16 protein-coding genes and 1 pseudogene are annotated in these 21,440 nt (G+C 58.4%); 11 read left to right on the top strand and 6 right to left on the bottom strand.

All coding sequences use genetic code 11. The annotated features are described in order from the left end of the window. Positions 1–95 precede the first annotated feature (95 nt). From AC2A1F_RS03885 to AC2A1F_RS03875, 3 genes and pseudogenes are all read left to right on the top strand, one after another. Positions 96–1,520 (top strand): hypothetical protein, encoded by a 1,425-nt coding sequence (locus AC2A1F_RS03885; RefSeq protein ID WP_484207438.1) that lies wholly within the window; start codon positions 96–98, stop codon positions 1,518–1,520. A gap of 88 nt (positions 1,521–1,608) precedes the next feature. Continuing rightward, positions 1,609–2,589 (top strand): glycosyltransferase family 2 protein, encoded by a 981-nt coding sequence (locus AC2A1F_RS03880; protein WP_484207437.1) that lies wholly within the window; start codon positions 1,609–1,611, stop codon positions 2,587–2,589. 14 nt (positions 2,590–2,603) lie between these two features. Beyond that, a pseudogene (locus AC2A1F_RS03875) lies at positions 2,604–2,918 on the top strand (transglutaminase-like domain-containing protein); the annotation flags it as partial. A 57-nt stretch (positions 2,919–2,975) separates the two neighbouring features. On the opposite strand, the gene AC2A1F_RS03870 reads toward AC2A1F_RS03875, so the two are convergent. The 4 genes from AC2A1F_RS03870 to hemF form a co-directional block, all read right to left on the bottom strand. Continuing rightward, complete coding sequence (locus AC2A1F_RS03870) at positions 2,976–3,875, bottom strand: STM4504/CBY_0614 family protein (protein ID WP_484207436.1); 900 nt, start codon at positions 3,873–3,875, stop codon at positions 2,976–2,978. 239 nt (positions 3,876–4,114) lie between these two features. Further along, on the bottom strand, positions 4,115–6,202 hold the full coding sequence (locus AC2A1F_RS03865) for a RelA/SpoT family protein (protein WP_484207435.1): 2,088 nt from the start codon (positions 6,200–6,202) through the stop codon (positions 4,115–4,117). A 74-nt stretch (positions 6,203–6,276) separates the two neighbouring features. After that, positions 6,277–6,900 (bottom strand): GNAT family N-acetyltransferase, encoded by a 624-nt coding sequence (locus AC2A1F_RS03860; RefSeq protein WP_484207434.1) that lies wholly within the window; start codon positions 6,898–6,900, stop codon positions 6,277–6,279. A 15-nt stretch (positions 6,901–6,915) separates the two neighbouring features. Continuing rightward, a complete protein-coding gene (hemF, locus tag AC2A1F_RS03855; RefSeq protein ID WP_484207433.1) occupies positions 6,916–7,779 on the bottom strand; it encodes an oxygen-dependent coproporphyrinogen oxidase in 864 nt (287 codons plus the stop codon). Positions 7,780–7,841: 62 nt separating this feature from the next. On the opposite strand from hemF, the gene pdeM reads away from it, so the two are divergent. The 4 genes from pdeM (at position 7,842) to AC2A1F_RS03835 (ending at position 10,748) form a co-directional block, all read left to right on the top strand. Beyond that, entirely contained in the window at positions 7,842–8,516 is a 675-nt protein-coding gene (pdeM, locus tag AC2A1F_RS03850; protein ID WP_484207432.1) for a ligase-associated DNA damage response endonuclease PdeM, read from the top strand. A 182-nt stretch (positions 8,517–8,698) separates the two neighbouring features. Beyond that, a complete protein-coding gene (infC, locus tag AC2A1F_RS03845; protein ID WP_484207431.1) occupies positions 8,699–9,217 on the top strand; it encodes a translation initiation factor IF-3 in 519 nt (172 codons plus the stop codon). A 430-nt stretch (positions 9,218–9,647) separates the two neighbouring features. Next, on the top strand, positions 9,648–9,956 hold the full coding sequence (locus tag AC2A1F_RS03840; protein WP_484207430.1) for a hypothetical protein: 309 nt from the start codon (positions 9,648–9,650) through the stop codon (positions 9,954–9,956). A gap of 102 nt (positions 9,957–10,058) precedes the next feature. Next, positions 10,059–10,748 (top strand): hypothetical protein, encoded by a 690-nt coding sequence (locus AC2A1F_RS03835; RefSeq protein ID WP_484207429.1) that lies wholly within the window; start codon positions 10,059–10,061, stop codon positions 10,746–10,748. 301 nt (positions 10,749–11,049) lie between these two features. Here AC2A1F_RS03835 and AC2A1F_RS03830 read toward each other — a convergent pair whose 3' ends face one another. Continuing rightward, positions 11,050–13,749: a TonB-dependent receptor gene (locus AC2A1F_RS03830; RefSeq protein WP_484207428.1), complete on the bottom strand. Its 2,700-nt coding sequence runs from the start codon at positions 13,747–13,749 to the stop codon at positions 11,050–11,052. 402 nt (positions 13,750–14,151) lie between these two features. On the opposite strand from AC2A1F_RS03830, the gene typA reads away from it, so the two are divergent. From typA to AC2A1F_RS03815, 3 genes are all read left to right on the top strand, one after another. Further along, positions 14,152–15,978 (top strand): translational GTPase TypA, encoded by a 1,827-nt coding sequence (gene typA / locus AC2A1F_RS03825; RefSeq protein ID WP_484207427.1) that lies wholly within the window; start codon positions 14,152–14,154, stop codon positions 15,976–15,978. A gap of 687 nt (positions 15,979–16,665) precedes the next feature. After that, positions 16,666–17,820 (top strand): ATP-dependent nuclease, encoded by a 1,155-nt coding sequence (locus AC2A1F_RS03820; RefSeq protein WP_484207426.1) that lies wholly within the window; start codon positions 16,666–16,668, stop codon positions 17,818–17,820. Positions 17,821–18,106: 286 nt separating this feature from the next. Then, positions 18,107–18,415 (top strand): type II toxin-antitoxin system TacA family antitoxin, encoded by a 309-nt coding sequence (locus AC2A1F_RS03815; protein ID WP_484207425.1) that lies wholly within the window; start codon positions 18,107–18,109, stop codon positions 18,413–18,415. Between the two features lie 706 nt (positions 18,416–19,121). Here AC2A1F_RS03815 and AC2A1F_RS03810 read toward each other — a convergent pair. Beyond that, positions 19,122–20,021 (bottom strand): outer membrane protein, encoded by a 900-nt coding sequence (locus AC2A1F_RS03810; RefSeq protein ID WP_484207424.1) that lies wholly within the window; start codon positions 20,019–20,021, stop codon positions 19,122–19,124. A gap of 210 nt (positions 20,022–20,231) precedes the next feature. Here AC2A1F_RS03810 and AC2A1F_RS03805 point away from each other — a divergent pair, with 210 nt between their 5' ends. After that, the gene (locus AC2A1F_RS03805) at positions 20,232–21,434 is read left to right on the top strand and encodes a glycosyltransferase family 4 protein (RefSeq protein ID WP_484207423.1); all 1,203 of its coding nucleotides are present in this window, start codon (positions 20,232–20,234) and stop codon (positions 21,432–21,434) included. Positions 21,435–21,440 lie beyond the last annotated feature (6 nt).

Here is a 21,440-nt window from a genome sequence, read left to right as displayed (position 1 = left end):
TCATGGTCGCAGCCTCTTTCTGCCGCAGACTGGGGATATTGATGCTCGGAAACGTCAGCTGGTTGAATAGCGCCAGAGCACCCTTGAATCGCCACATGCTGGTGGCAGCGGTCGCCTTGTTTGCTATCCAGATCAGTCTGTTCTGGCCCGGCATTGTCGAGCCAGATGCGCTCGAAGTTTACAGACAGGCCAAGGCCGATGCGTTCGATGACTGGCATCCACCAATACTTGGGCGCCTTTGGCAACTTTTCATTCTGATCGGCCTTGAAGGAACCGCGCCCTTCTTCGTCCTGCAGGCCAGCCTGTTCTGGCTGGGTCTGGGTTTGATTGCGGATGCAATGGATCGCGCCGGGACAAGAATATCTGCGCTTCTTGTTCTGGCCGTTGGCCTTATCCCGCACATTCTTGGGTGGAACAATCTGGTACTCAAAGATACGCAGGTCACCAGTTGCCTCATTGCAGTGGCCGGTATCTACGCAAGTTGCCATTTCAGTGGGCGTCGGCTCAGCCCGTTCCTGATCGTCTGTGTTGGCGTGCTGTTGTCCTATGCCGTCCTGGTTCGTCACAACGCCATATTTGCCGTGCTCCCGCTGGCCATGTTCATGGCTTACCGGGATAATGCAGGCTGGCGCCAACGGCCATTGGCACTCTCCTCGGCTTTCTTCCTTGGTCTTTTCGCATCATCGGGCTGGATCAATCAGGATCTGATGAAGGCGGAACACGCCTACGCAGAAAACTCGCTCAAGCTCTTTGATATTGCCGGAGTGGGCCATTATGCCAAGCTTGAGACCATCCCCGGAATTACGCCAGAGCAATGGGCACTTGCCGAAAGCCGAAATTGCTACTGGCCTGCGATGTGGGACTCCTACGGCACGCCCGAGGCTGATGGCGGGTGTCCCTGGATTTATGACGCATTGGCAACCAAAGAACTGACAAAGCCTTGGCTCACAACCGTGCTCACGCATTTCCCGGCATACCTGCACCACCGCCTTGCGCATTTCAACCAGGCCATGAGGATCTGGACATCCCGGTACAACTGGGATGGCGCAGCACCGCGAGAAACGGATAATCCCAATCCGCATGACATTGGGCGAGGCAACAAGGCCATTTATGCCAAACTCGCCAATACGCAGATGATCTTTGATTACACGCCCGCTGGCAGGCCATTTGCATGGTATGCTTTAGGTGTGTTTCTCGTCCTCTACGGCTGGAGACTGCCTAATTCTCCGCAGCGTCGCGTCGCTTTTGCCTTGCTCGCCTCAGCCGGGGTTCTTGGGGCCAGCTATTTCTTCGTCAGCGTTGCAAACGAGTTCCGTTACCACCACTGGGCCATCGTTGCGATTGCGTGCGCGGCATGCCTGCTGTTCTCCATCAACTGGCCCAACCGCCTCCGCAATGCGCTGATGATGGGCGCCCCGATCTGCGCGGTCTTCGCACTTGTATTTTTCGGTCACATGATCAGACACAATGAGTGGGAACCGATTGCCGCTTCATCATGGATCGATCCGCCTGCAAAATAGGGTCGGCTGAATTGTTCAAAATCTGCCTAAATCCCAAGCAAATTGCGAGGCATCTGTGACACGGTTATCTTTGCAGCAACCAACACGATTGCAAATCGCCGTGATCTTGCCCTGTCATAACGAAGAAGCAGCGATCACGCAGACCATACTGGGCTTTCGCACCGCACTGCCGGATGCCGATATCTATGTCTATGATAACAACAGCACGGACCGCACCGTCGAATTTGCCCGTAACGCACACGCCATAGTTCGAACGGAACGAAAGCAGGGCAAAGGCCACGTCGTCAGGCGGATGTTTGCAGATGTTGATGCCGATATCTACGTTCTGGCGGATGGTGACGCGACATATGATCCCAGCGCAGCCCCCGCGATGGTGGGCAGACTGATCGAGGATCAACTCGATATGGTCGTCGGTTCAAGGGAATCGCACGAAAAGGAAGCCTATCGCAGGGGTCATAAATTCGGCAATGCCATGCTCACCGGCATGCTGAAGATGTTCTTCGGCCAATCGTTCACAGACATTCTTTCGGGATACCGGGTTTTCTCCCGCCGATTTGTCAAAAGCTTTCCAGCCCTGTCGTCTGGCTTTGAAATCGAGACGGAAATCAGTGTGCATGCCCTCGAAATGCGCATGCCGGTGTGTGAAGTGCCGACACAGTACTCCGCCCGGCCAGAGGGTTCGGTATCCAAACTATCCACCTATCGCGATGGCTGGGCGATATTGGGGATGCTCTTCCAGCTGTTACGCTTTGAAAAACCTGCCGTATTTTTTGGCTCAATCGGTGCAGTCCTGTTTTCAACCGCACTGATCCTGTCAGTACCGATCATCCAGACCTACATGGAAATCGGCTTGGTGCCTCGGCTGCCGACAGCATTCATCATCATCGGCCTGCTGATCATAGCCGCCCTGTGCATCTGCTGCGGGCTGATTTTGGATACTGTGGTAAGGGGGCGCCAAGAGGTGAAGCGCCTATCCTACCTTGCCCATCCAGCCATTGCGGCGGAAAAATACCAGGCAGCAAACCTGCATCAGGATCGCTCACCATCGGCAGTTTCAGCCCGCACCTGAAAGAGCCAGATGCATATGCCCACCTGCTGATCGCACTGGTGCGCGGCCTCGGCATCCCCGCCCGCATGGTCAGCGCCTATGCCCCGGGCGTGACCCCGCCCGATTTCCACGCTTTGGCCGAAGTCTGGCTGCAAGGCGGCTGGCATCTGGTCGACGCCACGGGCATGGCCGATCCGGCCAAGACCGTGATCATCGGCGTGGGACGCGATGCGGCGGACGTGGCGTTTCTGACGATCTTTGGCGGGGCTGAGTTGAATGCGCAGTCGGTTGAGGTGGGGTTGAGCGGGGCGGTGGAGTATCGGGTTGGACTTGGACGGTTTGGGGATTGAGTAAAGGGTCAACGTAATTTCGTAATTTCGCCTTGAGAGAAACTCCCGCGCATTAAGTCAGAGAGTCGCTTTGTCGTGCTCTACAAGGAACACGATCGCCGCAGCGGTCTGGTGGAGTTGATATGCAGCTAGGTGTCGATCCACAGTCCTAGGCGTAGACCCAGCGCCGTGACCGCCCATCTTGTTCCGGACAGTGGGCACGCCGCTTTCCAGCGTTGAACGCAATGAGTTAAATTGTGCTTGCATATAAGTAGGAATGAAACCGGAATTGAAAGCCGCAGCAATGAGTTTGCTTGCCGGGTCATTGGGGCCTACATTCCACTTTCGCGCACCCCCTATGACTTTTAGCACACTTTCAAACGCCTTGCCGCATTCAACAAGCGACTGCTCAAACTTCGAATTTCTAAATAAAGAGTGCGCTTCAAGATATTCATCTTGGACAGCCTTAAATCGTTTTTCACCTATGAGCTGCAATGCTGGTTTGACAACTTGATTGTGTAAGACTTGCTGACTAATTTGCACCATCTGCCCTGAGTTAAACTCATAGCCGACACCTGCCTCTTGGAATCTTGCATTGAGTTCATCACAGATTTTTTCAAATTGATTCTTCCGATAATCGCCAATAAATTCAGCAATCTCTAAAAATACAACTTCGATTCCATCTATAACAATGTCCGTATCTTTCTCATTCAATATCCATCTTGAAAATTCAATATCGGCGTCTTCGTCATAGTCGACCGCCGCAAGCTTGAACACGCCCTTTTCCTTCCGGAGCGTTTTTACAACAAAATTCCAACGTACACCATTTGTATAACTATCATACTCTCCTAATGATTCAGATATTATCTGAATTACTTGAACCCTAAGCTTATTTGGAATCTCGTCATACGTGTAAACGTCGACATTTTCGCCATTGGCTCGGCGCTTACGTCGAGAGAAAATATCCGGGAGTGCCACAATGCTACCTTCCTATAGCCTACGGTCTTACATGTGAAAGCTGCAAAGGCACGCGGCAAGCAAGGGATGTCAGTTTTCGACTGATAAGTTAAGTAGTACCCTGGGTGTTTGCATGGTCCAGTCGAATTTACGGCTATGATGGGCTCGGCATAAATTACGGTAACAGCCTGCCAATTCCAATTCTTCGCACAAATAAGGGCCCTGCCAGGGCCACAAAGCCTAAATATGATACAACAATCCTAAATCCGCTCCGCCTGCGCCACTGCCTCGCTCGCGCGCAAAGCGCTGACAATCCGCGTCAGGTGCGCCAGATCGCGCACCTCCAAGTCCACCTCATAAGTATGGAACGGGTTCTCCCGCAGCGTCATCTCAAGGTTCACCACGTTCGCGTGGTTCTTGGCGAAAATCCCCGCCATTTCCGCCAAAGTGCCGGGGCGGTTATACAGCTCTGCGCGCAATCGGCCGATGGCGCCGTCGGTGCGGGCGTCCCATGACAGGTCGATCCAGTCGGCGTCGACGCCGTCGGCCAGCTTCATGCAGTCAATCGCGTGGACTTCCACGCCCTTGCCGGGGCGCCGCAGGCCGACGATGCGGTCGCCGGGCACCGGGTGGCAGCATGCGGCCAGCTTGAACGCCACGCCCGGCGTCAGCCCGCGCACCGCAATGGCGCGCTTCTGGCTGGGCCAGTTTTCTTCCGGGATGTTGGCCGCGCTGCCGGGGACGAGCGCTTCCATCACCTGCCGGTCATCCAGCTTGGCCGAACCCACCGCAAACATCAGGTCCTCTTCGGTTGCCAGCTTCAGCCGCTTGAGCGCATCGGCCATCGCCTTCTTGCCGATCTTGGTCGGCAGACGCTCGATGATTTCCTCATAGAGCTTGCGCCCGATGGCGGCCACTTCGGCGCGTTCCTTCTGGCGCACCGAGCGGCGGATCGCCGCGCGGGCCTTGCCGGTCACGACGAAGCCCAGCCACGAAAGCTGCGGTTCGGAACTGCGGCTCTTGATGATCTCCACCACATCGCCATTGCCCAGCGCGGTGCGCAGCGGAACGTGCCGCCCGTTGATCTTGGCCCCCACCGCCTGCGCGCCCAGATTGGTGTGCACGGCAAAGGCAAAGTCGATGGGCGTTGCGCCCTTGGGCAGCTGGAACAGCGATCCCTTGGGCGTAAAGGCGAAGATGCGATCCTGATAGATCGCCATCTTGGTGTTTTCGAGCAGCTCTTCGGCATCGTGGCTGGATTCGAGGATTTCGATCAGGTCGCGCAGCCAGCCCACCTGCCCGTCTGGCTTGTCGCCCTGCTTGTAGGCCCAGTGCGCAGCGAGGCCGAACTCGTTCAGCTCGTGCATCTCGCGCGTCTTGATCTGCACTTCCACGCGCATCGCGTTGGAATAGATCAGCGCGGTGTGGAGCGAACGGTAGCCGTTCATCTTCGGCGTGGAGATATAGTCCTTGAACCGCCCCGGAATCATCTGCCACTGCCGGTGCAGGATGCCCAGCGCCTTGTAGCAATCGTCCTCGTTCTCGGTCAGCACGCGGAAGGCCATGATGTCGGTGATCTGCTCGAACGACACGTGCCGCTCGGCCATCTTGCGCCAGATCGAATAGGGATGCTTTTCGCGGCCTGACACTTCGACGCGCAGGCCCACGCCTGCCAGCGCCTGCTTGATCTGCAGCGCGATGGAATCAACTTGCGCGCCCTCCTCGCTGCGAATGGCAGAAAGGCGGCCGGTAATCGTGGCATAGGCTTCAGGTTCAAGCTGTTCAAACGCGAGCAACTGCATCTCGCGCATGTATTCGTACATGCCCACGCGCTCTGCCAAGGGCGCATAGATATCCATCGTTTCGCGCGCGATGCGGCGGCGCTTGTCCTCACTCTTGATGTAATGCAGCGTGCGCATATTGTGCATGCGGTCGGCCAGCTTGACCAGCAGGACGCGCAAGTCCTCGCTCATCGCCAGCAGGAACTTGCGCAGGTTCTCCGCCGCGCGCTCGCTCTCGCTCATCGTTTCGATCTTGGAGAGCTTGGTCACGCCATCGACCAGCCGCGCCACATTGGGGCCAAACAGCCGCTCGATCTCCTCGACCGTGGCCAGCGTATCTTCCACCGTATCGTGGAGTAGCGCGGTGATGATCGTGTCCTGATCGAGCTTCAGCTCGGTCATCAAACCCGCCACTTCAACCGGGTGCGAGAAGTAGGGGTCCCCGCTGGCACGCTTCTGGCTGCCGTGTTTCTGCACGGTATAGACATAGGCACGGTTAAGCATCGCCTCGTCCGCATCGGGATCATAGGCAAGCACACGTTCGACAAGTTCGTATTGGCGGAGCATCTGGCCCCTAGATGGCGGCAAGCTGCACCAAACCGCAAGGGGGAATACTTCGTAAATGCAATCGTATTGCCTGATTACAGGATAATCGGCGCGCTGCCAGTGTCTTGCGGCAACAAACCCGTTACGCGCGGGTCTGGCAGGATCTCCACGAACCGCGCGAAGGGGGCAAAACCCTGCTTCTGGTAGAACGGCAGCGCGCGCGGATCATCGGTGGTGCAGGTGTGCAACCACACGCGGGTAACGCCGGGCGCCCAGGCCAGTTGCAATGCCTTGCGCATCAGCCACTGGCCCAGCCCCTTGCCCGTCGCGCCCTTGATCAGGCCAAAGAACACGATCTCGCATTCCCCTTCCACGCGAAAATCAAGTTCGACCATCCCGACTTCCACCCGCGTCCGGTCTACCACAGCATAAAGCTGCACGTGCGGATCGTGGGTGATCGCCGATATCTCAGCATCGCTCTTGCCCAGCCGCGTCCACCATAGCCACGGCCCGCCTACACGCTTGTAGAGCAGGCGATACTTTTCGGGGGCAGCGTCCTTCCACCGCACGATCTGCAGCGGCACCTCGGCTTCTGGCGTCAACCGACGCAAGGCCGCAGGCGGCTCGAGCATCTCAAGCGCTGTGACCACGCAGGCCAGATCGCCTGCGCGCACGTTGTGATAGCCGTGGCCCAGCGGCGGGCCGTGCGCCTCTATCATTTTTGGTCGATCACCTCAGGTCCACACGGCTTCAGGAGGCAGGCTCATCAGGATGGCATCGATATTGCCGCCGGTCTTCAGGCCAAACAGCGTGCCCCGGTCCCACACCAGATTGAATTCGGCATAGCGGCCCCGATACTCAAGCTGCTGCAGCTTTTCCGCAGCGTTGAACTCCATGCCCATCCGCTTGCGCACCAGACGCGGGAACACGTTGACGAAGGCATCGCCCACATCGCGCGTCAGCGCGAAGTTGGCTTCAAACGCAGCATCATTGGGGCATTCCATGTGATCGTAGAAGATGCCCCCCACGCCGCGATGGACCTTGCGGTGAGGAATCCAGAAGTAATCGTCGGCCCACTTCTTGAAGCGCGGGTAATAGTCTGGATCATGCTTGTCGCACGCCGCTTTGTATTCGGCGTGGAACTCCGCCGTGTCTTCCTCATAGGGGATCGGCGGGTTCAGGTCCCCTCCGCCGCCAAACCATGCCTTGCTGGTGGTCAGGAAGCGCGTGTTCATGTGGACGGCTGGCACGTGCGGGTTGGCCATGTGCGCCACCAGGCTGATGCCGGTGGCGGTGTAGCCCGGCGAATCCGCGCTCGCCCCGTTTATCGATCCGGCAAATTCCTTGGAAAATTCACCCTGCACGGTCGAGACGTTGACGCCGACCTTTTCGAAGATCTTGCCCTTCATCAGGCCCTGCACGCCGCCGCCGCCGTTTTCCACGGCCTCGCCATCATGCTCGCGGTTCCACGGGGTGTAGGCAAACGATGCTTCAGATCCCGCCTCACGTTCAATCGCTTCAAATTCGGCGCAGATCCGATCCCGCAAGGATTCAAACCAGGTGCGGGCGCGGGCGGTGTGTTGAGTCCAGTCAGTCATGCTCATCCTCAGGCTAATGGGTTGGACTTGCCAAGGGAATCGCGATCCGGCAAGGGGAAGCGATGGTTCCCTTTTCGTTCGCCTCTCAAGAATTCCGGCTCGGCGCATCGCGCGCGCTCTATTGGGCCGAGGAAAACGCCCTGTTGGTGGCCGATCTTCATCTTGAAAAGGCCAGCTTCTTTGCCCGCCACGGCCAGATGCTCCCCCCCTATGACAGCCGCGCCACGCTCGAACGGCTGGCCACTGCGCTGCGCGAGACCGGGGCAAGGCGCGTATTCTGTTTGGGCGACTCGTTCCACGATCGCGCCGCTGTGGCCCGCATGGAACCCCATGCTGCAGGCATGCTTGATGCGCTGACCCGCGCGACCGACTGGGTGTGGATCACCGGAAACCACGATGAAGATGCCGCCGCGCCGGGCGGAACGCTGGTGGATGAACTCGATATTCGCGGGCTGAAACTGCGCCATATCGCGCAGCGAGGCAGCAATGCACGCGAGGTTTCGGGCCACTTCCACCCCAAACTGCGCGTCAGCGTGCGCGGCCGATCTATCGCCCGCCCCTGCGCCGTTGCCAGCGAGAACCGGCTGATTCTCCCCGCTTTTGGCGCATTGACCGGCGGCATGGATGCGGGCGATCCGGCCATATTGGCAGCGCTCCAGCCGGCCCGCGCCATCGATGCGATCGTGCCGGCCGGGGCAAAGCTTGCCCGCTTTGCGTTATGGCGCGCGCCAGCCTGAAAGCCCGGCATAAAACGTCGTCTGCACAAATTTGTGCGCAATGCTGCACGTAATCGGAACTTCGCGCAAACCGGGCCTTTAAAACCTTGCGCATTGTGATATGAGCGCGGCAACCGTCGATGTGGCGTAATTTCGGATAAACTGCAGGAGAAAGCACTATAGCTCCCCCACCGCGGCGCAGTATGGCGCCCCCCGTCAAAAGCGGACCTCGCTTCAACCAGATGATCAACGTGCCCAAAGTGCGCGTGATTGACGGTGATGGTGAGAATCTGGGTGTCATGTACACCCGCGAAGCGATCGAGCAGGCGGCTGAAGTCGGCCTTGATCTCGTCGAAGTTTCCCCGAACGCCGACCCGCCGGTCTGCAAGTTCCTTGATGTGGGCAAGTTCCGTTACGAGGCGCAGAAGAAGGCCAACTTGGCGCGCAAGAGCCAGAAGACGCAGGAGATCAAAGAGATCAAGATGCGTCCCAACATCGATGACCACGATTACGATACGAAGATGCGTAACGTAAGCCGGTTCATCGAAGATGGCGACAAGGTCAAGATCACCCTGCGTTTCCGCGGCCGCGAACTTTCGCACCAGCAGCTGGGCATGAACTTGCTGCGCAAGGTGCAGGACGATGTGGCAGAAATCGCCAAGGTTGAAGCCTTCCCCCGTATGGAAGGCCGCCAGATGCTGATGGTTCTCGCGCCGAAATAGCCGCGCAGGACCAATCGCTGAAAACTGGAAGGGCGTGCCGCAAGGTGCGCCCTTTTCACATGGGCACGTAAACTTGGTTCGCGCAGAGGCGCAGAGACTTTATCGCGCGTAGGCGCGGAGATTAGAAGAAGATAAGCGGCAGCGCCGCAGGCCACGCGCGCTCCTTATCTTTTCTTCTCCGCGCCTCTGCGCCTCTGCGCCTCTGCGCGAACAACCTTTTAAAGGCTCCACGCCGGCCTTAGCCGCTCGCAACGATCAGCTTTCGGTCTACCGCTGCCATAAAACAAGCTGTCGCGCTGCGCGCACGGGTTCCGATATCACCCGCTCAACTCGCCCATATTTCAGCACTTTCCGGCGATTCCGTCATGCCCGTTTTTCGCAACCGCGCGTTGCCGCTCCGGTTCGCCAAAAAACCACAATGGAGCATTCAATGACGCCTTCTTTGAAAATCATCCCTGCCGTTGCCATTCTCGCCGGGTCGCTTGGCCTTGGTGGCTGCGCAACCAAGGGCTATGTCAACGAACAGATCGCAACGGTTAACCAGCGCATCGACGGGGTGGAAGGTCGCCTGCAAACCACCGATGGCATCGCTCAGGCCGCGCGCGGTGAAGCGCAGGCTGCCAATGCCCAGGCCCAGACCAACACCCAGCGCCTTGATCAGTTGACTGGCCGTGTGGATGGCATGGACCAGCGCATGATGCAGATGCAGCAGCAGCCCCAGAAGCGCGCACGCAACTAATCCAGAACTCTCCTCGCCCGGCGGGTCACATGTCGCCAATCCCCCGGCCATGCGTGGCCCTCCGGGCGTTCTTGCGTGCCCCACAATCGAGTGACAATTCACATGATCAAGGCCTTGTTAGCGCTTGCCGGACTGGCGCTGATCGCCGCGCCAGTTGCTGCCGAGCCGCAAAAAGCGAAGACAAAACCGTCCGCCAGCGCCAAATCGCGCCGGGCCAAGGCGAAGGCACCCGTGTTTCAGCTTCCACCGCTAAGCCAGGCCGCACAACGTGTTACTACTTGGGTCGCGCAAACGGAGGACAATGCTGGCTTGCCCTATGTCGTGATCGACAAACCCGCAGCAACAATCCTTGTCTTTGATGCCAAGGGCACAGCCGTGGCAAGCGGACCAGTGTTGCTGGGCATCGCCTTGGGTGATGATGCCTCTCCGGGAGTAGGCAACAAGAGCCTGTCCGAGATTGGCCCTGCCGAAAAAACCACGCCCGCAGGCCGCTATCTGGCGAAATTCGGACGCGCAGCGGGCAATGTGAAAATGCTGTGGGTAGACTATGCCAATTCGGTCGGCATCCATACCATTCCGCCAAGCAACAAGGAAAACCGCACAAAGCGGATGCTATCGCCCGAAATCGAAGACAATCGCATCACGTTCGGCTGCATCAACGTGCCCAAGACCATCTACAACGGCAAGATCACGCAGTTGTTCGGCAAAAAGGGCGGCTATGTCTATATCCTGCCCGATGCCAAGCCGCTGGAAGCCACCTTCCCACCGCTATATGCGCGGCCGGCCGCCTGATCAAAGTAAGAAGGGCTTCGCGCAAAGGCGGCAGAGAACGCAGAGAGGCAGGAGCAGCGTCAAAGCCGTCTCAAGAAACCGGACCGAAAGACCAAGGGCGGAGTTCTGGCTTGTCGGCCAGACACTTGATCTATGCTTCTTTGCGTTTTCAGCGTGCTCTGTGTGGAACCGCTTTTTCTACTTGGGAGCAAAAGCGAACCTCGCCGCTCCAACGCCGTTTCGATTCTGGTTGCCAAAACAAGGAAAGGAGCCCGCAGGCCCCCTTCCCGTCTCAATCTGTGCTGACTGACCGGCTCTGCAATCAGAACCGGTAGCGCGCTGCAATGCCGTATGTACGCGGCTGGCTGGTATAGCCCGAAATGGATTCTGGCTGTGCGGGCGTGTCGAAAATCGACAGCAGATAGCGCGCATCGGTCAGATTGCGGCCCCAGACTGTCAGTTCTAGCCCTGCCGGGAGAACCCAGCTCAGCGATGCGTTCAACTCGTTCACTTCACGACGATAGGGTTGCGCTGCGGAAATGGCCGCACGCGTGCCGCCATCAAGGAAGCCGGGCAGGCCTTCGATGATCTGAACAGGCGATTCATAATGGAAGTCGCCACGCAGGATGATGTGATGGCCACTCGTCAGTTCATGATCGTATGTGGCTGCAAATGTGGATGAGATCGCCGGAATACCTGCTGGGCGCGTCTTCGAAAGGTCACCCACGGCTGACAGGATGAAGCTGTCATATTTGGGATCAAGATATGTCATGCCGACATTGATCTGCAGCCCCTTGGCAGGCCGCACTGTGCCCTCAAACTCCAACCCGCGCACCGATTGCTTGCCTGCATTGGCAAGGACAAAGCCCGATCCGGTGAACGTATTGGACTGGAACCCATTGATGCGCTGATCGAATGCGGCAATGTTGGCCGTCACCAAACCCCAATCCGCCTTCAGGCCGATTTCATAAACCGTCGAGCTTTCAGGACCTGCAAAACGGCTGCCATAGGTCTGGTTGACCACGGCCAATCCGCCAGCCACCAGCGCAGCGCGATCGCTTACCGCCGGTCGGCTGTCACGCGAAAGGTTGATCGAACTGGCCTTGAACCCGGTCGCGTAGCTCGCATAAACGTTGATATCGTCGGTCAGATCGAACGCCACGCGCACCACATAAGTGAACTTGTCATCGCGCGTCTGGCCCGCTTCCACCGCGTTGGGCACGGCCAGGAATGGCGGCAGGTATTGCAGGTCTTGCAATGCCAGCAGCGGATTGCCGACCGTCAGAGGATTGGCATCTGCGGCTGCCGCATCTGTCGAAAGGTTCGCGTTCAGCGCAGCAAAGCCCGCCGCCTGTGTCTGCAATGCGGCAAACTGCGTGGGATTGGCAGCAGCAAAGTTGCCAATGGCAATCGGGTCAGTTGTGCCCAATGCGGTGGACACAAAGCCGCGGCTCAATGCGGTGCCGCCGATCTGCACCAAATCCAGATTGGCAAAAACATCGCTCGAGGTTGCCGATGCGGCAAAGTTCTTGGCATCCTTGGTATAGTTCAACCCGCCGGTCACGGTGATCCGGTCACCCACCTTGAAGTCGGCCTGGCCAAAGAAGGAATAGGCTTCGTTTTTCAGGCGATAACGCTCGTCCAGTTTCTGCCCCTGACCGAAGAAGCGACCGGTGTAGTTGGTACCGGTGAGCGCGCTGATCGTGGCCTCAACACCCGACAGCGATTGCGTGTTCTGCGTCAGGTTGCGGATGACGAAATCGGCATAGCCGCGCGCCTGCGTGCCCCAGCCGAGCTGACTTGCTTGGCGGATGTTTTCGTTGAAATAGAAACCACCCAGCAGGAAATTCACCGGCCCATCAAGATTGGTCGAAACCCGCATTTCCTGTGTGAACGTCTTTATGCTCTGGTCTTGCGAGTTAAACCCGATCAGGTCGGCGCTGGAAAAATCCGAATCCTGGTTGGTCAGCGCTTCAGTGCGGCGATAGGCGCTGATCGAGGTGAAGGTCAGCGGCCCCAGATCGTAATCGACCTGTCCCGAAAGCCCCCAATTCGTAATGTCATTGGTGGAATCAACGTTGGAATAGACCGTGTCGGCAAAGACCTCGTTCGGCGCATTCACACGCCCGCCCAGCGCCCGTATTGCCAGCGTGGCATCCGAAGGCCGCAGGTTCACAACGCCGCAGCACAGTTCATCGATCTTCGAATAGTCGCCGATCAATCGCACGCGCATCTGCGCACTCGGCTCCCACAAAGCCTGGCCGCGCACGAACCAGCGGTCGCGCTCGTTCGTTGCGTTGCCGGTGCCCAGATCTTCGGCATAGCCGTCACGCTTGTTGATGCCGCCTGCAACGCTCACCGCCAACTGGTCGCTCACCGGGCCGGTTACCACGCCCTTCACGATCAGCGCGTCATAGTTGCCATAACTCGCCTCGACATTGCCGCCGAATTCGAACTTCGGCAAATCCGTCACAATCGAGATCACGCCAACACTGGCGTTCTTGCCGAACAGCGTGGACTGTGGCCCGCGCAGCACTTCGATGCGCTGAACATCGGGGAAATCAGCGATCTGCGCGGCCGAGCGCGAGCGGTACACGCCGTCTATGAAAACGCCGACAGAAGGCTCAATCCCGGCATTGTTGGCGCCATTGCCAAAGCCGCGGATGATGAAGTTGGTGTTCGCGCTCGATTGCAGCTGAGTCACGCGCAGTGAAGGCACCACGCTCGCCAGATCCTTCAGATCGCGGATCTGCGCTTGTTCCAGCGTCCTTGCGCTGGTCACCGATACCGCCACCGGCACGTCCTGCAGCGTCTGTTCGCGCTTGGTCGCCGTAACGATGATTTCGTTGCCCGTGGCCGCCTGTTCGGGCGCATCGGCTGCAGGCTGCGCCATTTCGTCAGCTGCCGCCGCATCCTGCGCCTTCGCCGCGCTGGAGATGGCAAGGGCAAACCCGCAAGCACCAGCAAGCAATACCGCCTGACCAGCACGTCCGGCGATCTTGCCGGCAAACTCGAATGTCATTGCTGTTCTTTTCCTTAAATCACACGGCCAGCAAGGCCGCCAACTTGACCGCGTTCGGCGGTATCAGGTCATCCAATGTTCCCTGCTCATCCATTAGGCTCATGCCCTGCCCGCCACAATCGCCACGCGGCAATCTGAACCGGTTTGGCCCAGCAATTGCGCTTATTGTTGCAAACCAGTCACACTTCAAACCTATGACCACTTCACCCGCAACGCGCGCCTTTCTGATTCAGCGCGGCTGCCGCAACGCGCGCCTTTCTGATTCAGCGTGCTTGCCGCAACGCGCGCCTTTCTGATTCAGCGTGCTTGCCGCAACGCACAATAAAGAGTAAGCGCGCGCCGAAGTCGGAGCGGGCCACGCTTGTCCCGAACTCTGCACGAATCCAAATCGAAAGCCAGTTTATGTCCGCCCACCAGCGCAATATCGCGATCATCGCCCACGTTGACCACGGCAAGACCACCCTTGTCGACCAGCTCTTCCGCCAGTCCGGCACCTTCCGTGACAATCAGCGCGTTGAAGAGCGCGCGATGGATTCCAACGATCTCGAAAAGGAACGCGGGATCACCATTCTGGCCAAGTGCACCTCGGTCGAATGGGAAGGCACCCGCATCAATATCGTCGACACCCCTGGCCACGCCGACTTCGGTGGCGAGGTTGAGCGTATCCTGTCGATGGTCGATGGCGTGATCCTGCTGGTTGACAGTTCCGAAGGCGCGATGCCGCAGACCAAGTTCGTCACCGGCAAGGCGCTGGCGCTGGGCCTCAAGCCCATCGTCGTGGTGAACAAGATCGACCGTCAGGACGAACGCACGCAAGAAGTGCTCGATGAAGTGTTCGACCTCTTCGTCAGCCTCGAAGCCAATGACGAACAGCTTGAATTCCCCGTGCTCTACGCCTCGGGCCGCAATGGCTATGCCAGCGATGATCCGCTGGCCCGCGAAGGCACGCTGACCCCGCTGTTCCAGAAGATCGTCGATCACGTGCCCGCCCCTTCGGCTGACCCGGACGGCCCGTTCAAGTTCCTTGTCACCCTGCTTGATCGTGACAACTTCCTTGGCCGAATCCTGACAGGGCTCGTCTTCTCCGGTTCGGTCAAGACCAATCAGGCGATCCACGCGCTCGATAACGATGGCAACATCGTTGAAACCGGCCGCGCGTCCAAGATCATGACCTTCCGCGGGCTTGAGCGTGTGCCGACCGACGAAGCCGTCGCTGGCGACATCATCTCTATCGCCGGCCTGACCACCGCAACCGTGTCGAACACGATCTGCGATCCCGCCGTCACCGAGCCGCTTCACGCCCAGCCCATCGATCCGCCCACGCTGTCGATGCGCTTTGCGGTGAACGATTCCCCGATGGCCGGCCGCGAAGGCACCAAGGTGACCAGCCGCATGATCCGTGACCGGCTTGAGCGCGAAGCGGAATCCAACGTGGCGATCAAGGTCACCGAAAGCAGCGACAAGGACAGCTTCGAAGTGGCCGGGCGCGGCGAACTTCAGCTGGGCGTGCTGATCGAAACCATGCGCCGCGAAGGCTTCGAACTCGGCATCAGCCGTCCCCGCGTGCTCTATGCCACCGATGAAAATGGTCAGCGCACCGAGCCATACGAAACCGTCGTGATCGACGTGGACGATGAATACGCAGGGACCGTCGTTGAAAAGATGGCCACCCGCAAGGGCGAGATGACCGACATGCGCCCCTCGGGCGGCGGCAAGACCCGCATCACCTTCTCGGCCCCGTCGCGCGGCCTGATCGGCTACCACGGCGAATTCCTGTCCGACACGCGCGGCACCGGCATCATGAACCGCCTGTTTGAAAAGTACGGCCCCCACAAGGGCAAGATCGAAGGCCGCAAGAACGGCGTGCTGATCTCCAACGGCGCTGGTGAAGCCAACGCCTACGCCCTCGGCCCGCTCGAAGAACGCGGCATCCTGTTCGTCGGCGTGGGCACGCCTTTGTATGAAGGCATGCTCGTCGGCGAAAACGCCAAGCCCGAAGATCTCGAAGTCAACCCGATGAAGTCCAAGCAGCTGACGAACTTCCGTTCGACCGGCAAGGACGACGCCATCCGCCTCACCCCGCCCAAGGTCATGACGCTGGAACAGGCCATCGCGTACATTGACGACGATGAAATGGTGGAAGTGACGCCAAAGTCCATCCGCCTGCGCAAGGCGATCCTCGACCCGAACGAGCGCAAGAAAGCGTCGCGGAAGAAGGAAGCGGCATAAGGAAACACGGAAGGGCGGTCAGAAATGGCCGCCCTTTCTCTTTAACCTCCTCTCCCGCTTGCGGGAGGGGCCGGGAGTAGGCCTGCCACAAAATTCCTCCCCGCCCCGGGGAGGGTGACCATCCGCAGGATGGTGGAGGGGCACCCGCAACACCAAGCAAGGGCAGAAAGAAAGGCACGCGCAAGGGCCATCGGCCTCGCACTCCTGCAAATTACCGCAACCTCTTCTCCGCATGTCAGGCCAAATCACCCGGAAGTTCGGCAAACGATCAACTCACGCCGTTCCCATGCGCCACTGCCTACGTCCCCTTACGCCAAAACCGGACATTGTGGACTCGCTCAACCCCGTTCGTCGCTTCATGCAGCGACTTAAGGCCCTACTGGGCAGGTAGCTGCCAGTCGGCTTTTGTCCGCTCATCTGCGATGGCGACCAAATGGCTGTACAATTTCTCACGACATACGAGCCGCCCCACTTGTTTAAAGACCTTCGAGAAAGTAGCCAATATGCTCAATTTAAAGGGAACTGCCAGTGGAAAACATAAATCGGAAACTTACGTTCTCTCCGCCCATATCTGAATTTATCGCGGATCGAAAAGACGCTTATTATACGACCTTCTCTGGAGGTAATAACAGTGGCAAGTCGCTCGTGCTAAAGAACATGCGTACCAGTTTGGGGAGGCAAGCATACATGGCCGGCCCTCAACGATTCTACCACGTTACTGAAATAGCGACACAACGTTTTAAAAACTCAGATTACGATATTTGGAATAACGACTTTATCAATCAGTCACGCAATGAAGAGCATAATTATGAACATAACTTCATTGATCTGGGCCGAATAATTGGGGGTCTGAAGGATACAAAAAGAAACCAGCTCCTAGAACTGTGCGGGCGGATGATCGGGAACAAGTTCACCCTTCAACGACGCGATCCCGAAAATGAATTATCCCCTCGTTATGTGGATATGGACGGACAGAACTTAGCTGTCGCGAGCACTGGAACCCGCCTTTTAATGACGCTCCTTGGTTTATGCATGGATGAAGAGTTTGACACACTTCTTATTGACGAACCAGAGCTAGGACTATCCCCTCGCCTACAAGGGGTGCTCGCCCGTTTCTTCGCAGATAGGGCTCAAAGAACAGAATACTTTCCACATCTTAAGGGAATATTCGTCGCAACGCATTCTCATCTGATGCTTGACAAATCTAATTTTTCAAATAATTTTTTCGTTTCCAAAAATGGTCAGAATATCTACGTTGAACAGGTCAAAAATGTTTCGGACCTGCATCGTTTGCAATTCAACCTGCTCGGCAATAGTCTTGAGGACTTGTTTCTTCCATCTGCAGTCGTCATTTGTGAAGGAAAAACCGATAAGCCATTTATCGAAAGACTGCTTGAGCTACGCCACCCAGATAAGAGAATTCTCGTAATTGAAGGCCAGGGAGATGTGAAACGCATTTTCCGAAATCTGGCGCAATCTCTCGGAGATATGCGCAAGAGTCCCTTTAGAGATCGCACGTACGTTATTCTTGACTCGGTTCATCCAAAGGGGACCGTGTCGGACTTGGAGTTTCTCGGAGCTCAACCCGCAAACATCATAGTTTGGGAACGAAATGGGATCGAATATGTTTATCCACCCTCGCTATTGAGGGAGGCCTTTTCATGCGATGAAGCGGCACTTTCTACTTTGTCAACCAATGCAGACAACGTCGTAGTTAGAGGGGAGAGCATCCGAAAGGTGGCACTTGCAGCAGAAGTCATTGCGAAAATGCGCGAAGACACCTTGCAAGCTGACGAGTTGGAGCGAAAGTTTCTGCAGCCGATGGCGAATACTATAGGTTGAACACCTGACTCGCATAGATACCTACGATGTGGTGGTGGAGGAACGGCATTTCCTCATTTGGCGCCATTTCGCACACGAAGTTGATATCGCCTTTGGGCTGATCGAAAGGGGATTACGGTGACAGGATTACGGTGACAGACAGGATTAGGATTACGGTGACAGTTTGGATTACGGTGTGGATTACGGTGACAGTTTACTGAATCCCTAATCCAGACAGTAGCCGCGCAAGCCAAACCTCGAAATGTACGCAACAACGGCGTACATGGTTCCAAACAAGAAGCAACCAATGCTGCCCGACACCGACGCCACAAACGCCATCGATGACCGCAGCACCGAGCGCATGTCGTTTCGGACCAAGCCGCGCATCAAGGATGCGATCCAGAAGGCGGCGGCGCTTGCCGGGGTGGATGCTTCCGTTTTCACGATGAACGCGGCCTACAAGGCAGCGATGGAGACAATTGCGGCGCATGAGCATACGATGCTCGCCCCGGTCGATCATCAGGCCTTCTTTGCCGCGCTTGAACGTCCGCCTGCACCCAGCGCCAAACTGCGCGCCGCCTTTGTGCGCCATAATGAGGCGATTGTTGCCAAGTGACCGGTGCATGCTTGTGGCCAACGAGCCCTGGCGCAACGCCGCAAAGCCCACCCCGCTGCGACTAACACTTGCTTCGCAAGCGCAAGTCTCGCTCCCCTCTCGCAAGCGGGAGTGGCCAATATGCTTTACCCCCCTCCCGCAGGCGGGAGGGGTTGGGGGTGGGCATCTGACACCAGAGAACCACGCCAACCTAACCCCGTTCATGTCGAGCGAAGTCGAGACACCGCGCACCGTGTCTCGACTTCGACCTTTCAGGTCGAAGTTTATCCTGAGCTAGACGAAGGGCTCGACACGAACGGAGGATGGGATTGTTTTGATGGCCCCTAGAACTGGCCAACAAAAACCGCTGTCCTACAAACCCCCACCTGACATAGCCTCCGGGGCATGACGCACCACGCCCCCCGCTCCGCCACAGCAGACACCCGCGCCCTCACCCCGGCCCAAACCCCGGCAGACCGCCGCGCCGGACAATCGGAAACGTCGATCAATCACGTCCAATTGATCGATCCCAATTATTCTTCTGGACAGTGTAAACTGTGTAAACCCCCCTCCCCTTTTCAGGGTAAAAGAGGGTCATCCGGCGACGATTTCCGCGATCCGTTTGAAGGCCGCGCCGCGCACGAAAAAGCTGCGGCGCTTCCCGCACCGCAGCTTTTGCCGGTTCGTCGCCCCCGCGCCTTGCGGCGGGGGGCTGGGTCTCAATCTATCAGAAGCGCAGGCCAACCACGGCGCGGACCGAATGCGTGTCGAACACGTTGTCGCTCAGGCGCATGTTGGTGCCGCCGCCGTTCAGCAGGAACGGGTTGGTTGCAGGTGCGGTGCCCGCGCCCACTTCCACCGCATACTTGTCATCCTTGTAGCGGCTGTAGAGGTATTCCACCCCCAGCGACAGGTTGTTGGTCAGCATCACTTCGGTGCCGCCACCAGCCTGCCAGCCCCACAGCATCTTGCCGTCGTTGCGCTCGGTAAACGAGTTGGCGCGATTGGTGGTGGTGAAATCGTGGTCGATCTTGGCATAGCTTACGCCGCCCGTGGTATAAAACAGCGCGCCGCCGCCGGGCGTGAAGCCAAGGCGGGCACGGGCCGAGACGGCATAGTCAAGCGAACGGTCGATGCGGTAGTTGGCCGGCGTCGTGCTGAACGCGCTGGAACGGTATACGGATTCGCTGCGCGATCCTTCGACGAGGCCGCCGAACACCACGTTGCCCGAACGCGCGTCAAAGCCGATGCGTGCGCCGTACTCTGCGCCTTCCTTCTTTGATGCGCAGCCCGCGTCACGGGTCGCACCGAACGCGCCGCAGTTGGCAAAGCCGGGAGAGAAAGCATTGGCACCAAGCGAGGTGTTCACGTTTTCGGAATAGTTGCCGTCGCGGTTAGTATCGAATTCAAAGTTGCCGCGGTTGTTGCCGAGCAGGCCGATGCCGCCAAAACCCTGCAGGTACACGCCGTTGAAGTGGCGGTCGCGGTCAAAACCACCGGTGCTTTGCATCGCATCGCGGGCCTCAGTCTGGGTGGTGTCCTCCGGCATGTCTTGCGCTGCGGCCGAAGCCGAGACGAGCGCCACCGACGCGGCCAGTGGCCACGCGAAACGGTTTTGAATCTTCATGAATTTCCCTCTTGTTTCAATGCCGTCAGGCATGCACGGGTCCAAACTGGCAGGGCGCAAAAAGGTTTCCGGGAATGTGACCAGATCGGATGAAATCACGGCGAGCCGATCGGACGCGGCGGCCCTTCAACGGGCCGAAATGCCGAAAAACCGTGAGGGACGCGCCGCTGTCACTCGCCATTCATGTTCGGCAGGTCTATGGCGCTGGCAATGACCGAGCCTGATCCTTCCGCCTTCCCGACTGCCCTTTCGGGCCTGCGCGTTGCGCTGTTCAGCGGCAACTACAACTATGTGCGCGATGGTGCGAACCAGGCGTTGAATCGGCTGGTAGGCTATCTGCTGCGACAGGGCGCGGACGTGCGGGTCTATGCGCCCAAGGTGGAAAACCCGGCGTTCCTGGCCACCGGCACGCACATCGGCATCCCCTCGTTCGCCATTCCGGGCCGCGCGGAATACCGCTTTCCGCTGGCGCTCAGCCCCCGCGTGCGGCGTGATCTGGCGCAATTTGCGCCGCACGTGGTGCACGTGTCCTCGCCCGATGTGGTGGCGCACCGTGCAGTGTCGTGGGCGCGGCATCGCAAATTGCCGATCCTCGCCTCGGTCCACACGCGGTTCGAAACCTACTTCCGGTACTACAACATGGCCTGGGCCGAACCGGTGGTAGAAGCGCTGATGCGCCGCTTCTACCGGCGCTGCGATGCCTTGGTCGCGCCGTCGGAATCCATGGCCCAAGTGCTGCGCGATCAGCGCATGAACTACGATATCGACATCTGGTCACGCGGGGTAGACCGTGAAGTCTTCAACCCATCGGCCCGCAGCATGGAATGGCGGCGCGGTCTGGGCCTTGGCGATGACGAAGTGGTGGTGGGGTTCCTTGGCCGTCTGGTGATGGAAAAGGGGCTCGATGTGTTTTCGGATTCCATCGACCAACTGGTCCGCAAGGGTGTGAAGCACCGCGTGCTGGTGGTGGGCGAAGGTCCGGCGCACGATTGGTTCGCTGCGCGCTTGCCCGATGCGGTGTTCGCAGGATTTCAGGGCGGCGCCGATCTCGGCCGCGCGGTGGCAAGCATGGATGTGCTGTTCAACCCCTCGGTCACCGAGACGTTCGGCAACGTGACGCTGGAAGCGATGGCCTGTGCGGTGCCGGTGGTGGCAGCAGCAGCAACGGGCAGCCAGAGCCTGGTGGACGATGGTGTGTCCGGGCGGCTGATCACGCCCGGCGCAGTGCGCCAGTTTGCCGAGGCGCTGCGCCTCTATGCCGAAGACCCCGCTCTGCGCGCGCAGCACGGCGCGGCGGGCGAAGAGCGGAGTCTGGAGTTTTCGTGGGACCGGATCAATCAGGCGGTCGCTGATACCTATCTGCGGCTGGTGCGGCAGAAGGCCAAGGCGCAGGCCCGCCCCGGCTTGCGCTGACCCTGC

The organism is Novosphingobium sp. HNCC26BN242 (genome assembly GCF_057180525.1).
Note: the sequence above shows the minus strand (reverse complement) of the source record. Positions and strands in the feature narration are given on the sequence as shown.